The 18,614-nt window shown below is 68.4% G+C and carries 15 protein-coding genes; 10 read left to right on the top strand and 5 right to left on the bottom strand.

Features of this window, described 5'->3' with window-relative positions; all coding sequences use genetic code 11:
* Positions 1-15: 15 nt before the first annotated feature.
* Genes BXA00_RS13790 through BXA00_RS13780 form a run of 3 tightly spaced genes read right to left on the bottom strand, consistent with a single transcriptional unit; the run spans position 16 to position 4,596 of the window.
* Positions 16-1,443 carry an efflux transporter outer membrane subunit gene (locus tag BXA00_RS13790; RefSeq protein ID WP_076518999.1) on the bottom strand — a complete coding sequence of 476 codons (1,428 nt, stop codon included), beginning with the start codon at positions 1,441-1,443 and terminating at the stop codon, positions 16-18.
* A gap of 5 nt (positions 1,444-1,448) precedes the next feature.
* Positions 1,449-3,407 carry a MacB family efflux pump subunit gene (locus BXA00_RS13785; RefSeq protein WP_076518998.1) on the bottom strand — a complete coding sequence of 653 codons (1,959 nt, stop codon included), beginning with the start codon at positions 3,405-3,407 and terminating at the stop codon, positions 1,449-1,451.
* 1 nt (position 3,408) lies between these two features.
* Complete coding sequence (locus tag BXA00_RS13780; protein ID WP_076518997.1) at positions 3,409-4,596, bottom strand: efflux RND transporter periplasmic adaptor subunit; 1,188 nt, start codon at positions 4,594-4,596, stop codon at positions 3,409-3,411.
* Positions 4,597-4,887: 291 nt separating this feature from the next.
* On the opposite strand from BXA00_RS13780, the gene BXA00_RS13775 reads away from it, so the two are divergent.
* From BXA00_RS13775 to purU, 6 genes are all read left to right on the top strand, one after another.
* Positions 4,888-6,096 carry an MFS transporter gene (locus tag BXA00_RS13775; protein ID WP_092581897.1) on the top strand — a complete coding sequence of 403 codons (1,209 nt, stop codon included), beginning with the start codon at positions 4,888-4,890 and terminating at the stop codon, positions 6,094-6,096.
* A gap of 2 nt (positions 6,097-6,098) precedes the next feature.
* Positions 6,099-6,761 (top strand): gamma-glutamylcyclotransferase, encoded by a 663-nt coding sequence (locus tag BXA00_RS13770; RefSeq protein ID WP_156902799.1) that lies wholly within the window; start codon positions 6,099-6,101, stop codon positions 6,759-6,761.
* Between the two features lie 115 nt (positions 6,762-6,876).
* Complete coding sequence (gene pdxH, locus BXA00_RS13765; RefSeq protein ID WP_076518996.1) at positions 6,877-7,506, top strand: pyridoxamine 5'-phosphate oxidase; 630 nt, start codon at positions 6,877-6,879, stop codon at positions 7,504-7,506.
* A gap of 75 nt (positions 7,507-7,581) precedes the next feature.
* Positions 7,582-8,106: a flavin reductase family protein gene (locus BXA00_RS13760; protein WP_076518995.1), complete on the top strand. Its 525-nt coding sequence runs from the start codon at positions 7,582-7,584 to the stop codon at positions 8,104-8,106.
* Positions 8,103-9,212: an NAD(P)/FAD-dependent oxidoreductase gene (locus BXA00_RS13755; protein ID WP_076518994.1), complete on the top strand. Its 1,110-nt coding sequence runs from the start codon at positions 8,103-8,105 to the stop codon at positions 9,210-9,212. Before BXA00_RS13760 ends, BXA00_RS13755 begins: the two co-directional genes overlap by 4 nt.
* Positions 9,213-9,252: 40 nt before the next feature.
* Positions 9,253-10,107: a formyltetrahydrofolate deformylase gene (gene purU / locus BXA00_RS13750; RefSeq protein ID WP_076518993.1), complete on the top strand. Its 855-nt coding sequence runs from the start codon at positions 9,253-9,255 to the stop codon at positions 10,105-10,107.
* A 3-nt stretch (positions 10,108-10,110) separates the two neighbouring features.
* On the opposite strand, the gene BXA00_RS13745 is transcribed toward purU, so the two are convergent.
* Positions 10,111-11,019 (bottom strand): LysR family transcriptional regulator, encoded by a 909-nt coding sequence (locus BXA00_RS13745; protein WP_076518992.1) that lies wholly within the window; start codon positions 11,017-11,019, stop codon positions 10,111-10,113.
* Between the two features lie 121 nt (positions 11,020-11,140).
* Here BXA00_RS13745 and BXA00_RS13740 point away from each other — a divergent pair, with 121 nt between their 5' ends.
* From BXA00_RS13740 to BXA00_RS13725, 4 genes are all read left to right on the top strand, one after another.
* Positions 11,141-12,841 (top strand): acyl-CoA dehydrogenase family protein, encoded by a 1,701-nt coding sequence (locus tag BXA00_RS13740; protein WP_076518991.1) that lies wholly within the window; start codon positions 11,141-11,143, stop codon positions 12,839-12,841.
* 70 nt (positions 12,842-12,911) lie between these two features.
* Entirely contained in the window at positions 12,912-13,901 is a 990-nt protein-coding gene (locus tag BXA00_RS13735; RefSeq protein WP_076518990.1) for a tripartite tricarboxylate transporter substrate binding protein, read from the top strand.
* A gap of 21 nt (positions 13,902-13,922) precedes the next feature.
* Positions 13,923-15,050: a CaiB/BaiF CoA-transferase family protein gene (locus tag BXA00_RS13730; RefSeq protein ID WP_156902798.1), complete on the top strand. Its 1,128-nt coding sequence runs from the start codon at positions 13,923-13,925 to the stop codon at positions 15,048-15,050.
* 281 nt (positions 15,051-15,331) lie between these two features.
* Complete coding sequence (locus BXA00_RS13725; RefSeq protein WP_076521944.1) at positions 15,332-16,678, top strand: amino acid permease; 1,347 nt, start codon at positions 15,332-15,334, stop codon at positions 16,676-16,678.
* Between the two features lie 54 nt (positions 16,679-16,732).
* On the opposite strand, the gene ggt is transcribed toward BXA00_RS13725, so the two are convergent.
* A complete protein-coding gene (gene ggt, locus BXA00_RS13720) occupies positions 16,733-18,496 on the bottom strand; it encodes a gamma-glutamyltransferase (protein ID WP_076518988.1) in 1,764 nt (587 codons plus the stop codon).
* Between the last annotated feature and the right edge of the window lie 118 nt (positions 18,497-18,614).

The raw sequence follows: 18,614 nt of genomic DNA, 5'->3' as shown, positions 1-18,614 counted from the left end.
GCCGCACCATACGCCCTAAGAACTCACATCCCCCGAAGCCGCGCCATCCACATCATCCCCGCCCAACGCCTGATAAACCGTCACCTGATTCACCAACCGGTTCAGCATGTTCTCGTCGCTGGCAACTTCCGCCGTCCTGCGCCGTTCCTGCGCATCCAGCCAATCCCGCAACGGCACAGCCCCCGCCCGGTATCGAACCTCGTACAGCCGCTCCGCCTCGCGCGCCGCCCGCAACGACAGCTCCAGCTGCTCGGCCCGCCGCGCCAACTGGGTGCGGTTCGACAGCGCATTCTCCACATCCGCCATCGCCTGATACAGCGACTGCCGGAAGCTCACCACCCGCTCCTCGTAATCCGCCTTGGAGATCTTGATATTGAGCTGCATCTGATTCCACTGCAGAAACGGCAGCGTCAGCCCCGCCCCCAACGTCGCAATGGGATTTTGCAGCACCTCCGACAGCGTCGGGCTCGAACTGCCCAGCGCCCCCGTCAGCGTCACCGGCGGATAAAAGCTCGCGCGCGTCGCATCCACCGTCGCCAGCGACTCGCGCAGCCGCAGCTCCGCCGCGCGCAAATCCGGCCGCCGCCCCAGCAGCTCCGCCGGCACGCCCGCGCGGGCCGCCGGCAACGCGCTCGACGGCAGGCGGGCCGGATCGGCCATGATCCGGTCCGGCGGACCGTCGAAAAGAATCGCCAGCGCATTCGTATACTCCACGCGCTGCTGCACCAGCAGCGCGTGCGCCGCCTGCTGGCTCGCCACCGTCTGCTCGGCCTCCGCCAGCTCCAGCGCCGACGCCCCGCCCGCCGCATACTGCGCCCGCACCAGCTCCTGCGTGCGGCGCGCATACGCGATGCTTTCCTCGCTGCTCGCGATGCGCTGATTGATGAACGCCGTCTGCCAATACAGCGTCGCCGTCGTGCCCACCAGCGACAGCGCGGCGCTCTGCCGGTCCTGCTCCGTCGCCAGCGCCTCCCACTGCGCCGCGTCCCGCTGGCGCGCCAGCTTGCCCCACAGATCCACCTGGTAGCTGACCGTCAGCTCCGCCGAATTCGCGCGCGTAATGGCGCGGTCCCCATAGAGATTGCGGATGCGCGACACATTCGCGTCCCCGCCGAACTGCGGCATAAGCTGGTCATCGGCCAGGCCCGCCTGATACTGCGCGCGGCGCACGCGGATCGCCGCGGCGGCCAGATCGTTGTTGCGCGCCAGCGCCGTCTCGACCAGCCCATTGAGCACCGGGTCGTCGAAATTGCGCCACCACGCGCCCCCTTCGAACAACATCACCTGCGCGCCCGTGTCCGCGTCCGCGCCGGCATGGGTCCAGGCCGCCGGCACGTTCGCGGCCGGCGGCTCATAATCCGTGCGCAGCAGACCGCTGCAACCGCCCAGCGCCAGCAGCAGCGCCAGAACGGCCGGTTTGCACATAGGGAAAACTGCTTTCATCGTCCTCATTCCCGGGCCAGCGCCTCGACGGGATCCAGGCGCGCCGCATTGCGCGCCGGCAGATAGCCAAAAATCACACCGATCAGCGTCGAGCACGTAAAGGCCGCCACCATCGATGCCGTGGAATAGATCATCTGGAACGAGCCGCCCGTCGCCTTGCTCACCAGCACCCCCAGACCCAGCGACAACAGGATGCCCACCGCACCCCCGATCAGGCAGACCAGCACCGCCTCGATCAGAAACTGCTGCATGATGTCGCTGCGGCGCGCGCCCACCGCCATGCGCACCCCGATCTCGCGCGTGCGCTCGGTCACCGACACCAGCATGATGTTCATCACCCCGATGCCGCCCACCATCAGCGAAATCAGCGCGATCAGCGACACCAGCAGCGTCATCGTGGCCGTCGTGCGCTCGATCGTCTTGCGCACCGCGTCCGTGTTGAACACAAAAAAGTCCTTCACCACATGGCGCCGCGTCAGCACCCGCACGATCGCCTGCTCGGCCGCCGCGGGCGGCGTGGCGTCATTCACGCGCACCGTAATGCTCTTGAGATGCTGCTGGCCCAGCACGCGCGACAGCGCCGTCGTATAGGGAATCCACACGTTCAGCGAATCATTGTTGCCAAAGACCGTGTCTTTCTTCTGCGTCACCCCGATCACGCGCGCCGGCATCGACCCCAGGAAGATCACCTGCCCGATGGGCTCGGTGTGCGAGCCGAACAGCTTGCGCCGCGTGCTCTCGTCGATCACCACCTCCTGCGCGCGGCGCGCCACGCTGGTCTCGTCGAAGAACTTGCCCTCGAAAAGCTTGATCCCGCGCACCCGGAAATACTGCTCCCCCACGCCCTGGATCGAGCCGTTCACCGACACATTGCGATACCGCAGCGTATTGCTGGTGGCCACCTCCGGCGTCACGCTGTCCACATAGGACTCGCGCGCCAGCGCGTCGGCGTCGGCCGGCACCAGCGTGCGGATGTTGACCGCCTTCTCATCGCCGAAATCCTTGCCCGGAAAGACCTCGACCGTATTCGTGCCGATCGCGCTGATGTCCTCCAGGATCTTGCGCCGCGAGCCCTCGCCCAGCGCCACCACCGACACCACGGCGGCGATGCCGATGATGATGCCCAGCATCGTCAGCGACGTGCGCAGCCGGTGCGCGTTCATGGCCAGCAGCGCCATGCGCAGCGCCTCGCCGCAACGGTCCAGATAGGCCTGCCAGGCCGGCCGCCGGGCCAGCGCCGGCGCCTCGTCTCGCGCGGCCTGCTGCCGCGGCGCTTCCGGATTGCGCTTGTCGGCGATGATCTCGCCGTCGCTGATCTCGATGATGCGCTGGGCATGGCGCGCCACATTCATATCGTGCGTGACGATGATGATCGTGTGCCCGGCCGCGTTCAGCTCCTCCAGGATGCGCAGCACCTCCTGCCCGGTATGCGTGTCCAGCGCGCCGGTGGGCTCGTCGGCCAGGATGATGTCGCCGCCGTTCATCAGCGCCCGCGCGATGCTCACACGCTGCTGCTGACCCCCGGAGAGCTGGCCGGGCCGGTGCCCGGACCGGTCGGCAAGCCCCAGCCGCGCCAGCAGGGCCGAGGCGCGCTCCAGCCGGGCCTCGCGGCGCTTGCCCGCATACACGGCCGGCACCTCCACGTTGCCCTGCGCGCTCAGGTCGGCCAGCAGGTGATAACGCTGGAAAATGAAGCCGAAGTGCTCCCGGCGCAGCTCGGCCAGCTCGTCCGGATCCAGCTCGCCGGTGCTGCGGCCATCGACCTTGTAGTCGCCGACCGTGGGGCGGTCCAGGCAGCCCAGGATGTTCATCAGCGTGGACTTGCCCGAGCCGGACGCGCCCACGATGGCGACCATCTCGCCGGCCTCGATCGTGAGGTTGATGTCCTTCAGGACGGCAATCGTCTGGTCGCCCGCGGGAAACTCGCGGCGCACCCCGGACAGGGAGATCAACGGGCCGGCCATGTCAGGCCCCCGGCTGCACGCCGGCCGCCGGGGCAGAGTCCGCCGACACGACGCGTTCGCCCACCTCCAGGCCTTCCAGCACCTGCGCCTGCACATTGTTGTTCATGCCGATGCGGACCTGCCGCGTCTCGGTCTTATTGCCGTCCAGCACCACCCGCACCGCATAGCGCCCGTCCTCGCCGCGCTTGCCCAGCGCCGAGGCGGGCACCACCACGGCATTCTTGGCCTCGCCCAGCACGATGAACACCTGCGCCGTCATCGAAATGCGCAGCTTCTCGTCCGGGTTGGGCACGTCGAACAGGCCGTTGTAATAAACCGCCGCGCTGGTCGACGTGCTGGTGGACGACGTCAGCGACGAGGTCGCATCGTCCTTCTGGATGGAATCCGGCGCCGGTTCCACCGCGCGCAGCGTCGCCCGGTAGCGCTCGTCGGGCTCGCCCAGGATGGTGAAGTAGACCGGCAGGCCCGGCTTGACCCGGGTCACGTCGGCCTCGGAAATCTGCGCCTTGATCGTCATGGTGTCCACCTGCGCCACCTTGATGATGGTCGGCGCGCTCTGGATCGAGTTCACCGTCTGGCCTTCCTTGGTCACCACCGCCACCACCATGCCGTCGATCGGCGAGACGATGCGCGTATAGCCCAGGTTGACCTGGGCGGTGTCGACCTGGATTTCCGCCTGGGCGATCTGCGCGTCCAGCGAGGCGATCTCGGCGCGGGTCACGCCCAACGTGGCCTCGGCGGATTCGTAGGCCTCGCGCGAGCTGGCGTCGGCCGCCAGCATCTGGCGCTGCCGCTTGAAGGCGAGCTCGGCCTGTTTCAGCATCGCGACCTTGGCGGCGCGCTCGGCGCGCCGCGTCTGCAGCGCGGCCTCGGCGTTGCGCAGCTCGTTCTGCTGGGTCAGGTCGTCGATCTCGGCCACGAGCTGGCCCTTCTTGACCCGGTCGCCCAGCTCCACCTTCAAGGACTTCAACTGGCCCGTGGCCTGGGCGCCGACGCTGACCCGTTCGATGGCGTCGATGGTGCCGCTGGCCAGGACGCTGTCTTCCAGGTCGGCGCGGGTGACCTCGGCCACCGCGAAGGTCGGCGGCGGCGGCGCGGAGAAGAACGCGGCCCGGGCGGCGAACACGAGAAGCAGGAGGATGACGGCGATCAGGCCATAGCGCTTGAGCTTGCTGCGGGACTTTTTCATTGAACTGGATAAGAGGGACGGCTGGCGCCGAGAACGGCGCCGGTGATGCTGGCGAATGACACCCGCCACGATTGTTCCGTTGCGAGAACGATACAACGAGTGCGGATCAAAGACGGAACCCTTTTTACCGCACCTGCCGTGAACGTGCTGTCATCTGTATGAATAAGAACACGACTTGGCGGCTAGATGACAGCTAACTCCCCGCCGTGACCCGCCCCCGATTGCGGCGGCGCAAAAAATCCTCGCCTCGACATAGGCGGATGTTACGAACAGAATGGCTGCAGTTAAGCCGTGTCTACCTCCAACAGATCCCCCTCCGCGCCATCCAGTTCCCCGGAATTTTCCGGGGCGGTGCTGTTGTGCCTGCTGGCCATGATGAATCACGTGGCGCTTACCGGGGGACGGATCACCGTTTCCCTCACCGCGCTGCAGATGGGGCTGTCGACATTCAAGGTCGGCACCCTGGTCGCCGTGTTCGCGGTGCTGCCGATGCTGTTTTCGGTGCGCGCGGGGCGCTGGGTCGATCGGGTCGGCATCGTGCGCCCCCTGGTGATCGGCACGGCTTTGGTCGCCTTCGGCACCTTACTTCCCTTTATCTCGCAGACCCAGGCTGCCCTGCTGGTCGCCTCGTGCTGCATCGGCATCGGGTTCATGCTGCATCAGGTCGCCACGCAGGATCTGCTGGGCCATGCCGAACCCGAACAGCGCCTGCGCAATTTCTCGTTCATGTCGCTGGCGCTGGCGGGCTCCGGTTTCTCCGGCCCGCTCATCGCGGGGCTGGCGATCGACCACCTGGGCACCCGCACGGCATTCGGCATCCTGGCCCTCGGGCCCCTGCTGTCGGCCGGCGGACTGTATGCGCTCCGTCACCAATTGAAGGCCGTGGACGCCGCGATCACCGTCGTGCGCGAGGCCCAGCGCCGCCGCGTCACCGAACTGCTGGCCGTCCCCGCCCTGCGCCGCATCCTCATGGTGAACACCATCCTGTCCGGCGCCTGGGACACCCATTTGTTCGTCGTGCCCATCTTCGGCGTGGCGATCGGCCTGTCGGCCACCACCATCGGCGTCATCCTGGCGTCCTTCGCGGCGGCAACGTTCGTCATCCGCCTGGTTCTTCCCTTGATCCAGCGGCGCGTCCGCTCGTGGACACTGGTGCGTGTGGCCATGGCCACGGCCGCCATCGACTTCATGTTTTACCCGCTGTTCACCGACGTTACCGTCCTGATCGTGCTGTCGTTCATCCTGGGCCTGGCGCTGGGCTGTTGCCAGCCCAGCATGCTGGCCTTGCTGCACCAGCATTCGCCGCCGGGCCGGGCGGCCGAGGCCGTGGGCCTGCGGATGGCCCTGATCAACGGTTCGCAGGTGTCGCTGCCGTTGACCTTCGGCGCGCTGGGTGCGGTAATTGGCGTTGCCCCGCTTTTCTGGGCCTATTCCGTGGCATTGATGGCCGGGGGCTGGGCCAATCGCAATCCTCCGCACGAGCCTGAACGGAAAACGTAGTCGTGAACAAAGCGTCATCCCCACCCGCCTCGGATCTCTCCGGCGCCTCCCTGCCCTTTCGCCTCTGGACCCCGGAGGAGCGGCAAGCCTCGCTCGAGGATGCGCTGCGGCACTGGCAGGAGGGCGAGGACGTCTGGGTATTCGGGTACGGATCGCTCATCTGGCGTCCCGATTTCGATTTCATGGAACGCCGGCTGGCCACCCTGCGCGGCCATCACCGGGCGCTCTGCCTCTGGTCGCGGGTCAACCGCGGCACGCCCGAATGTCCCGGCCTCGTGTTCGGACTGGACCGCGGCGGCTCCTGCCGCGGCGTCGTCTACCGGCTGGCCGGGGACCAGGTCCCCAATTATTTTCCCGCGCTCTGGGAGCGCGAGATGTCCACCGGCGCCTATCTGCCCCGCTGGATCCGCTGCGCGACCGACGAAGGCATCGTCCGCGCCCTGGTCTTCATCATGAACCGCAGCAACCCCGCCTATATCCGGGCCTTGCCCGAGCCGGAACTGCTGGCCATCGTGCGGCGCGCCGCGGGACGCTACGGCCCCTGCACCGACTACGTGGTGCAGACCGCCCAGGCCTTGCGCGCCGCCGGGATCCACGACGCCCGCCTGGACGCCATCGCCCGCCGGCTGGAAGTGGACGGCCATTCCCTGCCCGAAGGCGCCTGACGCCGCGGCGGCCGCCGGGCGCGGCGAACTTGCCCGGGGCCTGCGCGGGGTCAATGGGGAGCCGGTCTCCCAAGCGGTATAAACTCCCTGTTATCAACGCTGAACCCCCAAGACCATGTCCGTCTCAGATCTGCGTCAAAGCTATGAAAAGAACGTGCTGCTGGAAAGCCAGGCAGCCGCCTCTCCGTTCGAGCAATTCGCCCGCTGGTTCGACGAGGCCCTGGCCTCCAAGGTGCCGGAACCCAACGCCATGACCCTGGCCACCGTGGACGCCAGCGGTCAGCCCAGCGCCCGCATCGTCCTCATCAAGGGCTTTGACGAACAGGGCTTCACGTTCTTCACCAATTACGAATCGCGCAAGGGCCTGGACCTCCTGGCCGAACCGCGCGCCAGCCTGCTCTTTTTCTGGCAGCCGCTGGAGCGCCAGGTCCGCATCGAGGGCGTGGTGGAAAAGGTGGCGGCCGAAGAGTCCGATGCCTACTACCACAGCCGCCCGGCCGGCTCGCGCATCGGCGCCTGGGCCTCGCGCCAGAGCCAGCCCATCACCCGCGAAGAACTGGAAGCCCGCGAAAAGGAATTCCGCGAGCGCTTCGGCGAACAACCGCCGCGTCCACCGCACTGGGGCGGATATCGTCTCAAGCCCACCGCCTTCGAATTCTGGCAGGGCCGGCCGTCCCGCCTGCACGACCGCCTGCGCTACGTCGCGGACGGCGCGGCCTGGAAGATCGAACGCCTGTCGCCCTGATACCGGGCGCCCTCGCGCGGGGCGCCCCTACGCCGGGCGCGCCACCTGAGGGCGCCCGACCGAACTGTCTATTGCATGTCCGCCTCCTCCCCTGATTTCGACTCCGCCTTCTTTCGCACCGCACTGGGCCGCTACGCCACCGGCGTGACGGTCGTGACGACCGCCGGCCCGGATGGCGCGCCCATCGGACTGACCGTCAGCTCGTTCAATTCGGTATCGCTGAATCCGCCGCTGGTGCTGTGGAGCCTGTCGCTGGGCTCGTCGTCGCTGGCGGCCTTCGAACAGTGCGAGCGCTACGTCGTCAATGTGCTGAGCGCGGATCAGATCGCGCTGGCGCGCCGCTTCGCGACGGGCAAGACGCCGGACCGCTTTGCGGGGCTGACGGCGCACCGCGCGCCGGGCGGCACGCCCATGCTGGACGGCCATTGCGCCGCCTGGTTCGAATGCCGCAACCGCAGCCGCTATGTCGAAGGAGATCACGTCATCATGGTGGGAGAAGTCGAACGTTGCGGACACAGCGGCGAGCCGCCGCTGGTCTTTCACGCCGGCGGATTCGACCTGACGCCGGCCGGCGCCCGTTCCGGAAAGGCCGCCTCATGAGCGTCGACATCGATTGCGTCGTCATCGGCGCCGGCGTCGTGGGCCTGGCGATCGCCCGCGCCCTGGCCCAGTCGGGCCGCGAGGTGCTGGTGGCCGAGGCCACCGAGGCCATCGGCACCGGCACCAGCTCGCGCAATTCGGAAGTCATCCACGCCGGCATCTACTACCCGGCCGGCAGCCTGAAGGCGCGCCTTTGCGTGCGCGGCAAACACCTGCTGTATGCGTATTGCGCCGAACGGGGCGTGCCGCACAAGCGTCTGGGCAAGCTCATCGTGGCGACCAGCCCGGAACAGGCGACGCAGCTCGAAGGCATCGCGCAGCGCGCGCGCGCCAACGGCGTGGACGACCTGCAGTACATCTCGGGCGAGGAGGCCATGCGCCTGGAGCCCGCGCTGCAATGCACCGCCGCGCTGGTGTCGCCGTCCACCGGCATCGTGGACAGCCACGCGCTGATGCTCTCGTTCCAGGGCGAGGCCGAAAACGCGGGCGCCCAATGCGTGTTCCACACCCCGCTGGTGTCGGGCCGGGTGCGCCCCGAAGGCGGGTTCGACCTGCAATTCGGCGGCGAAGAAGCCATGACCCTGACCTGCAACGTGCTGATCAACGCGGCCGGCCTGCAGGCGCCGGCGCTGGCCCGCCGCCTCGACGGCGTGCCGGCGGACACCATCCCCACCGATTACCTGTGCAAGGGCAGCTATTTCACGCTGTCCGGCCGCGCGCCGTTCTCGCGCCTGATCTACCCCGTGCCGCAGCACGCCGGCCTGGGCGTGCACCTGACGCTGGACATGGGCGGCCAGGCCAAGTTCGGCCCCGACACCGAATGGGTCGGCACCGAGGACTACACGCTCGACCCGGCCCGCGCCGACGTGTTCTACGAAGCCGTCCGCAGCTACTGGCCCGCCCTGCCCGACGGCGCGCTGGCGCCCGGCTACACCGGCATCCGGCCCAAGATCTCCGGCCCGCACGAGCCGGCCGCGGACTTCGTCATCGCCGGCCCCGCCGTGCATGGCGTGCCCGGCCTGGTGAACCTGTTCGGCATCGAATCTCCCGGGCTGACCTCCAGCCTGGCCCTGGCGGAAGAAACCCTGGCGCGCCTGTCCGCCTGATCCCGCCCGACTCCTTTTTTCCCTTTCAGCCATCCCCGCCATGCAGCACAACGACTACATCCTGACCCTGTCCTGCCCCGACCGCACCGGCATCGTCTACCGCGTCAGCGGCCTGTTGTTCGAACTGGGTTGCAACATCCTGGATTCGCAGCAATTCGGCGACGAAGAGACGGGCCGCTTCTTCCTGCGCGTGCACTTCGACCTGCCGGTCAACGTGGCCGCCGACGACCTGCGCGCCCGCCTGGATACCCTGTCCGCCGATTACGGCATGGAACTCAAGCTGCACGACGCGCGCCGCAAGGAGCGCCTGCTGATCATGGTCAGCAAGCAGGGCCACTGCCTGAACGACCTGCTGTTCCGCGTGCACAGCGGCCATCTGCACGCCGACGTGGCGGCAATCGTCTCCAACCACAACGATTACGCCAGCCTGGCCGCGTCCTACGGCATCCCGTTCCACTACCTGCCGGTCACGCCCGACACCAAGCTGGAACAGGAAAAGCAGGTCCTGGAGATCGTCGACAAGGCAAACATCGACCTGGTCGTGCTGGCCCGCTACATGCAGATCCTGTCGGCCGACATGTGCCGCGCCCTGACCGGCCGCGCGATCAACATCCACCACAGCTTCCTGCCCAGCTTCAAGGGCGCGCGGCCCTATCACCAGGCCCATGCGCGCGGCGTGAAGATCATCGGCGCCACCGCCCACTACGTGACCTCGGACCTGGACGAAGGCCCGATCATCGACCAGGACATCGAGCGCGTCGATCACACGATGACCGCCCAGGACCTCACTCAGGTGGGCAGCGACATCGAATCGCTGGTGCTGTCGCGCGCCGTGCGCAGCCACGTCGAGCACCGCATCCTGCTGAACCGCAACAAGACCGTCGTGTTCCGCTGATCCTCACCCCGCGGCGGCGCTCGGCGGCGGCGGAAACGCCTGCGCCACCAGCGCCACCGCGCGCTCCTGCAGGGGCGAACGCGCCGTATCAGGCCAGATCACCTGGCTGATCGAGCGCGCCTTGTGCTCGAAAGCGATGAAGCGGGTGCCCGCCAGCCCGCTGCGCGACAGGCAGGCCGGCACGATCGACACCCCCAGCCCCTGCGACACCAGCGACGCCACGCTCAGCCAGTGGCGCACCTCGTGCCGGATCGCCGGCGTGAAGCCGGCCGACACGCACATCGACAGCACCGTCTCGTAATAGCTGGGCGAGGCCGCGCGGGCGAAAAACACGAAATCATCCGACGCCAGCTCCGCCAGCCCCACCGATTCGCGACCCGCCAGCGGATGCGCGTCCGGCAGGCAGACCACGAAGGGCTCGGCCATCAGGTCGCGCGCCTGCACCCCGTCCGGCACCGGATTGGCGTGGATGAAGCCCAGGTCCTGCTCGCCGCGCCGCACCGCCTCGATCTGGTCGTGCGAGTTCAGTTCGGTCAATACGTGTTCCACATCCGGCAGCGCCGCCCGCATGGCATTCAGCAGCGCGGGCAGGCCCCGATACAGCATCGATCCCACGAAGCCGATGCGCAGGCGCCCGCGCAGGCCCGCGTCCACCTGCCGCACCAGCGTGCGCACCTCCTCGGCCTGGCGCAGCAGGATGTGCGCCTCGCGATACAGCACCTGTCCGGCGTCGGTCAGTTCCACGTGCCGGCTGGTGCGGGCCAGCAGGCGCGCGCCGACGTTTTCTTCCAGCTGGCGGATCGCATAGCTGAGCGGCGGCTGGGAAATGTGCAGGCGCGCCGCCGCCCGGCTGAAATGGCGTTCCTCGGCCACGGCGATGAAATACCGCAGCAGGCGCGGGTCCAGGTCCATGCATCGCTCCCTAGGCAGATCTATATTTTCTTTGGATTGATCTACATCAAAACAGTATTTGAATAGATTAATCAAGCCCCGCACCATAGGCCATCTCCCGCCCTCGTCCCCGGATGCCGCCATGGATACCCCCGTCTTGCCCGTTGCCGCCACCACCACGCCCGTCCCGGACTCCCGGGGGCTGAACCTGTTCGACGCGGACCCCTATGCCGAGGCGCTCAGCCGCCGCTACCTGCCCGCCGACCTGCAGGCGCATCTGCTGCCGCACCTGCGGCGCCTGGGCGAACTGGCGGGCGGCCTCATGGACGAACTGGCGTCCGTGGCCGACAAGCATCCCCCCACGCTGTCGGTGCGCACCCGCGCCGGCACGGACGAGTCGCGCGTGGACAAGCACCCCGCCTACGTGGAACTGGAACGCCTGGCCTACAGCGAATTCGGCCTGGCCGCGCTGTCCCATCGCGGCGGCGTGCTCGGCTGGCCCGAACCCATGCCCGCGGCGGCCAAGTACGCGCTCAGCCATCTTTTCGTGCAGGCCGAATTCGGCCTGTGCTGCCCGGTCAGCATGACCGACTCGCTGGCGCGCACCTTGCGCAAGTTCGGCGATCCGGCGCTGGTCGAGCGCGTGCTGCCGCAAGTCACCTCGCAGGATTTCGACACGCTGCGCCAGGGCGCGATGTTCATGACCGAACAGGGCGCGGGCTCGGACGTCAGCGCCACCGAGGTCACGGCCCAGGCCCAGGACGACGGCACCTGGCGCATCCACGGCGACAAGTGGTTCTGCTCGAACCCCGACGCCGGTTTCGCGATGGTGCTGGCGCGCAGCGAGGCGCAACCCGGCCTGAAGGGCGTGTCGCTCTTTCTGCTGCCGCGCGACCTGGCCGACGGGACGCACAACCACTACCGCATCCTGCGCCTGAAGGACAAGCTGGGCACCCGCTCGATGGCCAGCGGCGAGATCCGCCTGGAAGGCGCGGTGGCATGGCTGGTGGGCGAACGCGGCCGCGGCTTCAAGCACATGGCCGACATGATCAACAACTCGCGGCTATCGAACGGCATGCGCGCCGCCGGCCTGATGCGCCGCGCCGTCACCGAGGCCGTCTACGTGTCGCAGCACCGCCGCGCCTTCGGCAAGCGGCTGATCGACATGCCGCTGATGCAGCGCCAGCTCGTCAAGATGACGGTGTGGGCCGAACAGGCGCGCAGCGTGATGTTCCAGACGGCGCGGGCGCTGGCCGACGCCGACCAGGGCGCGGCCGACCCCGCGCTGGCCCGCATCCTGACGCCGCTCATCAAGTTCCGCGCCTGCCGCGATGCGCGCAAGGTCACCGGCGACGCCATGGAAGTGCGCGGCGGCTGCGGCTACATCGAAGAATGGACCGAGCCCCGGCTGGTCCGCGACGCGCATCTGGGCTCCATCTGGGAGGGCACCAGCAACATCGTCGCGCTGGACGTGCTGCGCGCCATCAAGAAAGAAAATTCCCTGCCCGCGCTGCGCAGCCACATCGACCGCCTGCTGGCCGAGGGCGTGCCCTGCCCGGCCGGACTGGCCGACGCGCAGGCCGACGCCCTGGAAAAGACCTATGCGCTGGCCGAACACGCCGCGCAGGGCGACCACGCGGAACTGGCCCGCCAGGCCGCATCGTTGCTCTACCACGCCGTCTCGATGGCCGCCCTGCGCTGGGAAGCCACCGGCGCCGGCCTGGAAAGCCGCGCGCGGCTGGCCGACCAGGTGCTGCTGCACCGCCTGGCGCCGCGCGATCCCTACGCCATCCCCCCCGACGAGAGCGTGGCCTGCCGGGCCATCCTGCAATACGCGCTGTAGTGCGCACACCCCGCTTTGCCCTCACCCGACGCCGGCGGCACAGCCGGCGCGTCATTCACCGGAGACACCCATGAAACGCCATTTCGCCCCCCTTCTGCTGGCCGTTGCGGCCGCCGCAGCCGCCGTGACGGCGGCGCCCGCCGCAGCCGCCGACGCCTTCCCGACCGCGCGGCCCGTCACGCTAGTCGTGCCCTTCCCGCCCGGCGGGCCCACCGACGCGCTGGCGCGCCGTCTCGCCGATAAGCTGCGCGAGCCGCTCAAGCAGAACGTCATCGTCGAAAACCGGAGCGGCGCGGGCGGCAACATCGGTTCCGAATACGTCGCCGCCGCCAAGCCCGACGGCTACACCATCCTGTTCGGCACCTCGGGGCCGCTCGCCATCAACGTCAGCCTGTACAAGAACCAGGGCTACAACCCCGAGACCAGCTTCGCGCCCATCATCCGCATCGGCCACCTGCCCAACATCCTGGTCGTGAACCCGTCGGTGCCCGCCAACAATCTGCAGGAACTGATCGCCTACGCCCGCCAGAACCCGGACAAGCTGAGCTATGCCTCGTCGGGCAACGGCGCGTCGTCGCACCTGGCCGGCATCCTGTTCAACCGCATGGCCAACACCCAGATCATGCACATCCCGTACAAGGGCACCGGCCCCGCGCTGAACGACCTGCTGGGCGGACAGGTGTCGATGTCGTTCACCGACATCCTCACCGCGCTGCCGTACGTCAAGGCCGGCAAGCTGCGCGCCATCGGGCTGGCGAGCGCGCAGCGCTCCGACGCGCTGCCTGACCTGCCGACCCTGTCCGAGCAGGGACTGGCCGGCTATGACGTCAGCGTCTTCTTCGGCATCGTCGCCCCCAAGGACACGCCGGCCGAGGTCGTCAGCACGCTGAACCAGGCGTTCCGGACCGCGCTGTCAGACCCCGCCATCGGCCAGACCCTGCGCGCGCAGGGCATCGTCGAAGCGCAGGACAAGACGCCGCAGGGCCTGTCCGCGTTCATCGGCACCGAAGTCCCCAAGTGGCGCGCCCTCATCAAGAGCGCCAACGTCTCCATCGACTGAATCGACTGAAGCGAACCCATCATGGCCCCTACCCTACCCAACGCCGGCGCCCTCGCGGGCTGCAAGGTGATCGACCTGTCGCGCGTGCTGGGCGGTCCCTACTGCACCCAGATCCTGGCCGACCACGGCGCCGACGTGCTGAAGATCGAGCCGCCCGGCGGCGACGAGACGCGCGGCTGGGGCCCGCCCTTTCTGGGCGAGACGGCCTCGTATTTCATCGGAGTGAACCGCAACAAGGACGGCATGACGCTGGACCTGTCGCAACCCGCCGGCCAGGAGCTGCTGCGCCATCTGCTGGCCGACGCCGACGTGCTGGTCGAGAACTTCAAGCCCGGCACGCTGGAGAAGTGGGGCCTGGGCTACCAGGACCTCAAGCAGGCCTTTCCCGCGCTCATCCATTGCCGCGTCAGCGGCTTCGGCTCGGACGGCCCGCTGGGCGGCCTGCCGGGCTATGACGCCTGCGCCCAGGCCATGTGCGGCCTGATGAGCGTGAACGGCGAAGCGGACGGCGAGGCCACGCGGGTCGGCCTGCCGGTGGTGGACATGGTGACCGGCCTGAACGCGGCGGTCGCCATCCTGCTGGCGCTCAACGAGCGCGTGCGCAGCGGGCTGGGCCAGTTCCTGGACATCACGCTGTACGACTGTGCGCTGTCGCTGCTGCATCCGCATGCGCCCAATTATTTCTACAGCGGCAAGGCGCCGCAGCGCAGCGGCAACGCGCATCCGAACATCGCGCCGTACGAAACGCTGCCGACCGCGAGCGGCCCCATCTTCCTGGCGGTGGGCAACAACCGCCAGTTCGCGCTGCTGGCCCAGGCGCTCGACGCTCCCGCCCTGGCGCAGGATGCGCGCTATGCGACCAACGCGGACCGCCTGCGCAACCGCCCCGCCCTGCGCGAGGACCTCACGGCGCTGCTCGCCCGCCACGACGCCGCCGCGCTCTCGGACCGGCTTCTGCGCGCCGGCGTGCCCGCGGCCGCGGTGCAGACGGTGGAGCAGGCGCTGGCGCATCCGCATACCGCCCATCGCGGCATGGTGCTGGAACAGGGCGACTACAAGGGCGTGGGCTCGCCCATCAAGTTGTCGCGCACGCCCGCGACCCTGCGCAAGCTGCCGCCGTCGCTGGCGCCCCCGGCCGGGCAGCCCTGACCACGCCTGCGACCCAGCCCGGCTTGCCGGGCTTTTTTTCGCAAGCGCCCGCGCCGACGGGCGCACTGCCGATACACAGCCGCCAACAACTTAGACATTTGGTTTCAGGACACCGCCCGATTGCCGCCTTAGACTTTTTTCAGCGCCCTGCGTTGCCCAGGCACGCCTTCCCCGAGCCACATAAGCGGAAAAAAGACACTATGGCCACGAAAGACACGCAAAACACGCAAACCACGCAAACCACGCCAGACACACAAGACCACACGCAACTGAAACGGGTGATGGGCCCGAAGCTGCTGCTGCTGTTCATCGTCGGCGACATCCTGGGCACCGGCGTCTATGCGCTGACGGGACAAGTGGCCGCCGAGGTCGGCGGCGCGGCCTGGCTGCCGTTTCTGGTCGCCTTTGGGGTGGCCCTGCTGACCGCGCTGTCCTATCTTGAACTCGTCACCAAGTACCCCCGCGCCGCCGGCGCCGCGCTCTACGTGCACAAGGCCTTCGGCCTGCACTTCCTGACTTTCATCGTCTGCTTCACCGTCATGTGTTCCGGCCTGACCTCGGCCGCGACCGCGTCGCAGGCCTTTGCCGCCAACCTCTTCGTGGCCATGGGCTTTGAGGCCGACAAGCGCTGGATCACGCTGGGCGCGCTGGGGTTCATGCTGCTGATCATGGTGGTGAACCTGCGCGGCGCGACCGAGAGCGTGCGCGCCAACGTCATTCTCACGCTGATCGAACTGTCAGGCCTGCTGATGGTGATCATCCTGGGCTTCTACGCCATTTCCGGCGGGCAGGCGGACTTTTCCCGTGTCGTCGCGTTCGATACGCCCGAAGACAAGAGCGTGTTCCTCGCGGTGACCTCGGCCACCGCGCTCGCGTTCTTCGCCATGGTGGGCTTCGAGGACTCGGTCAACATGGCCGAGGAAACGCACGACCCCAGCCGCATCTTCCCGAAGGTCATGCTGACGGGCCTGGGCATCACGGCGCTCATCTATGTGCTGGTGTCGATCTGCGCCGTCGCCCTGGTGCCGGTGGGCGAACTGGCCAAGAGCAGCACGCCGCTGGTGCTGGTGGTCAAGCGCGCCGCGCCCAACCTGCCGGTCGAATACATCATGCCCATCATCTCGATGTTTGCCGTGGCGAACTCGGCGCTCATCAACATGATGATGGCCAGCCGCCTGTTGTACGGCATGTCGCGCCAGGGCGTGCTGCCTGCCTTCCTGGCGCACGTGCACCGCAAGAACCAGACGCCCTGGACCGCCATCCTGTTCACCACCGCGCTGGCGTTCGGCCTGATCATCCTGGTGGCGCTGGCCGATTCCCAGGCGATCCGCGCGCTGGGCGGCACCACGGCGCTCTTGCTGCTGGGCGTGTTCGCCTTCGTGAACATCGCGGTGCTGGTCCTGCGCCGCGACCAGGTGAAGCACCGCCACTTCACCATCAGCCGCGTCGTGCCCTGGCTGGGCGCGGCAGCCTGCCTGTTCCTCGTCACGCCGCTGACGGGCCGCGACGTCATCCAGTACCAGGTCGCCGGCTGGCTGCTGCTGCTGGGCGTCGTGATGTGGTTCGTGACCTGGTTCGCGCGGCGGCGCGAGTCGCGGATGGAACTGGACCCGTCCTCGCTGGAATGAGGGGGGAGTCCCAGCTGGGGCGCCTTAGCTGAAGCGCCACAGCAGGGGGGAGTCTCAGCCCCCCACCGCCAGCCCTTCGCGGCGCGGGTCCGCGCCGCCCTGCAGACCCTGCCCATCGATCACGATGCCGTGGATGCCGCTGGGAAACTCGGTGATGCGCACCGGGTGTCCCATGCGCTCCAGTTCCGGCGCCAGCGCTTCCAGCGCGGTGCCTTTTTCCAGTTCGGTGTCCTTGTTGCGGCTGCCCATGTTGGGCAGGTCGATGGCCGACTGGATGTCCAGATTCCAGTCCAGCACGCCCACGAGGGTCTTGGCCACGTAGTTGATGATGGCGCTGCCGCCCGGCGACCCCACCAGCATGTAGGGCTTGCCGTCGCGCAGCACCACCATGGGCGCCATCGAGCTGCGCGGGCGCTTGCCCGGTTCGATGCGGTTGGCGACCAGGCGTCCTTCGGGGTCCTGGAACGACGACGAAAAGTCGGTCATCTCATTGTTCAGCAGAAAGCCCCGCACGAAGATCTTGCTGCCGAACTCGCTTTCGATGGTGGTCGTCATGGTCAGCGCATTGCCTTGCGCATCCACGGCCACCAGGTGACTGGTGGACGGCAGCTCCAGCGCGTCGTCCTTGCCCAGCGACAGCAGCTTGCCTTCGGGGTCGCCGGGCAGCGCGACCTTCATGCTGCGGTCGGGCTGGATCAGCGCGCCGCGCGCGCGCAGATAGGCCGGGTCCAGCAACGCGCGCACCGGCACGCGCACGAAGTCGGGATCGGCCACGTAGAAGTCGCGGTCGGCGAAAGCCAGCCGGCCCGCCTCGGAAAAGTAATGCACCGCCTGCGCCGTGCCGGGCGCATAGCGGCCGAGCGGAAACTGTTCCAGCTCGCCCAGCATCTGCAGCACGGCGATGGGACCGCTGCTCGGCGGCCCCATGCCGCAGAGCTGGTAGCCGCGATAGGCGCCACAAACCGGATCGCGCGTCTTCGCGCGATAGCCCGCCAGATCCGCGAGGCTCAGGTCGCCCGGCTTGTCATGGCCCCGCACGGCCGCCACGATGTCGCGCGCGATGTCGCCCTGGTAGAACGCGTCGGCGCCCTGCGAGGCGACCGCGCGCAGGGTGCGCGCGAATTCGGGGTTCTTCAGCACATGGCCCACGGGCCAGGGCGCGCCGTCCGGCGCATAGAAATAGGCGGCGGCCGCCGCCTGCTGCGGCAGGGCCTTGTTGCCGGCCAGCAGCGCATGCAGGCGCGGCGACACCGCAAAGCCCTGCTCCGCCAGGTCGATGGCCGGCTGGAAGAGGTCGGCCCAGGGCAGCTTGCCCTGCGCTTTGTGCGCCAGTTCCAGCCCGCGCAAGAGGCCGGGCACTGCCACCGACATGCCGTTGTTGACGGCCTGCGCGAAAGGCAGCGGTTTGCCATCGGCATCCAGGAAGCGGTCGGGACGCGCGGCCGCCGGCGCGGTCTCGCGGCTGTCATAGGTGTGCAGGCGGCCGTCCTGGGCCGAATACAGCACCATGAACGCCCCGCCGCCGATGCCCGACGACTGCGGCTCCACCAGGTTCAGCACGAGTTGGGCGGCGATGGCGGCGTCGACCGCGCTGCCGCCGCGCCGCAGCATCGCTTCACCGGCCCGGCTGGCAAGCGGGTTGGCCGTCACCATCATGAAATGGGGCGCGCGCACGAGCTGGCGCGCCTGGACGCCGCTGGCGGCTTCCGGGTTCAGGTCCTCGGCCGCTTGCGGCGTGCGCGCCCAACCCGACGAAACAAACGGCAGCCCGGCTATCGCGGCGGCAAACAGCAGGACGGCGTGGCGGCGTAGGCGCATGATGGGCTCCGGTGGCGCCGGATGTCCGGCAGGCGTCCATGATAGTCAAAGGGCCGCGCCGCTGTCGCGCGGCGGCCGGCGCGGGCGCCGCTGTCCGCCGGCCGCATCCGGCATAGAA

It is taken from the genome of Achromobacter sp. MFA1 R4, assembly GCF_900156745.1.
Lineage (GTDB): Bacteria > Pseudomonadota > Gammaproteobacteria > Burkholderiales > Burkholderiaceae_B > Achromobacter.
Note: the sequence above shows the minus strand (reverse complement) of the source record. Positions and strands in the feature narration are given on the sequence as shown.

What these genes read in the sequence shown, in the direction of transcription:
- BXA00_RS13780 (WP_076518997.1), bottom strand. Translation starts at nt 4,596, where the DNA reads ATGAAAAAGTCCCGCAGCAAGCTCAAGCGCTATGGCCTGATCGCCGTC.
- purU (WP_076518993.1), top strand. Translation starts at nt 9,253, where the DNA reads ATGCAGCACAACGACTACATCCTGACCCTGTCCTGCCCCGACCGCACC.
- BXA00_RS13755 (WP_076518994.1), top strand. Translation starts at nt 8,103, where the DNA reads ATGAGCGTCGACATCGATTGCGTCGTCATCGGCGCCGGCGTCGTGGGC.
- BXA00_RS13730 (WP_156902798.1), top strand. Translation starts at nt 13,923, where the DNA reads ATGGCCCCTACCCTACCCAACGCCGGCGCCCTCGCGGGCTGCAAGGTG.
- BXA00_RS13725 (WP_076521944.1), top strand. Translation starts at nt 15,332, where the DNA reads ATGGGCCCGAAGCTGCTGCTGCTGTTCATCGTCGGCGACATCCTGGGC.
- BXA00_RS13735 (WP_076518990.1), top strand. Translation starts at nt 12,912, where the DNA reads ATGAAACGCCATTTCGCCCCCCTTCTGCTGGCCGTTGCGGCCGCCGCA.
- BXA00_RS13760 (WP_076518995.1), top strand. Translation starts at nt 7,582, where the DNA reads ATGTCCGCCTCCTCCCCTGATTTCGACTCCGCCTTCTTTCGCACCGCA.
- BXA00_RS13745 (WP_076518992.1), bottom strand. Translation starts at nt 11,019, where the DNA reads ATGGACCTGGACCCGCGCCTGCTGCGGTATTTCATCGCCGTGGCCGAG.
- BXA00_RS13740 (WP_076518991.1), top strand. Translation starts at nt 11,141, where the DNA reads ATGGATACCCCCGTCTTGCCCGTTGCCGCCACCACCACGCCCGTCCCG.
- BXA00_RS13785 (WP_076518998.1), bottom strand. Translation starts at nt 3,407, where the DNA reads ATGGCCGGCCCGTTGATCTCCCTGTCCGGGGTGCGCCGCGAGTTTCCC.
- pdxH (WP_076518996.1), top strand. Translation starts at nt 6,877, where the DNA reads ATGTCCGTCTCAGATCTGCGTCAAAGCTATGAAAAGAACGTGCTGCTG.
- ggt (WP_076518988.1), bottom strand. Translation starts at nt 18,496, where the DNA reads ATGCGCCTACGCCGCCACGCCGTCCTGCTGTTTGCCGCCGCGATAGCC.
- BXA00_RS13790 (WP_076518999.1), bottom strand. Translation starts at nt 1,443, where the DNA reads ATGAAAGCAGTTTTCCCTATGTGCAAACCGGCCGTTCTGGCGCTGCTG.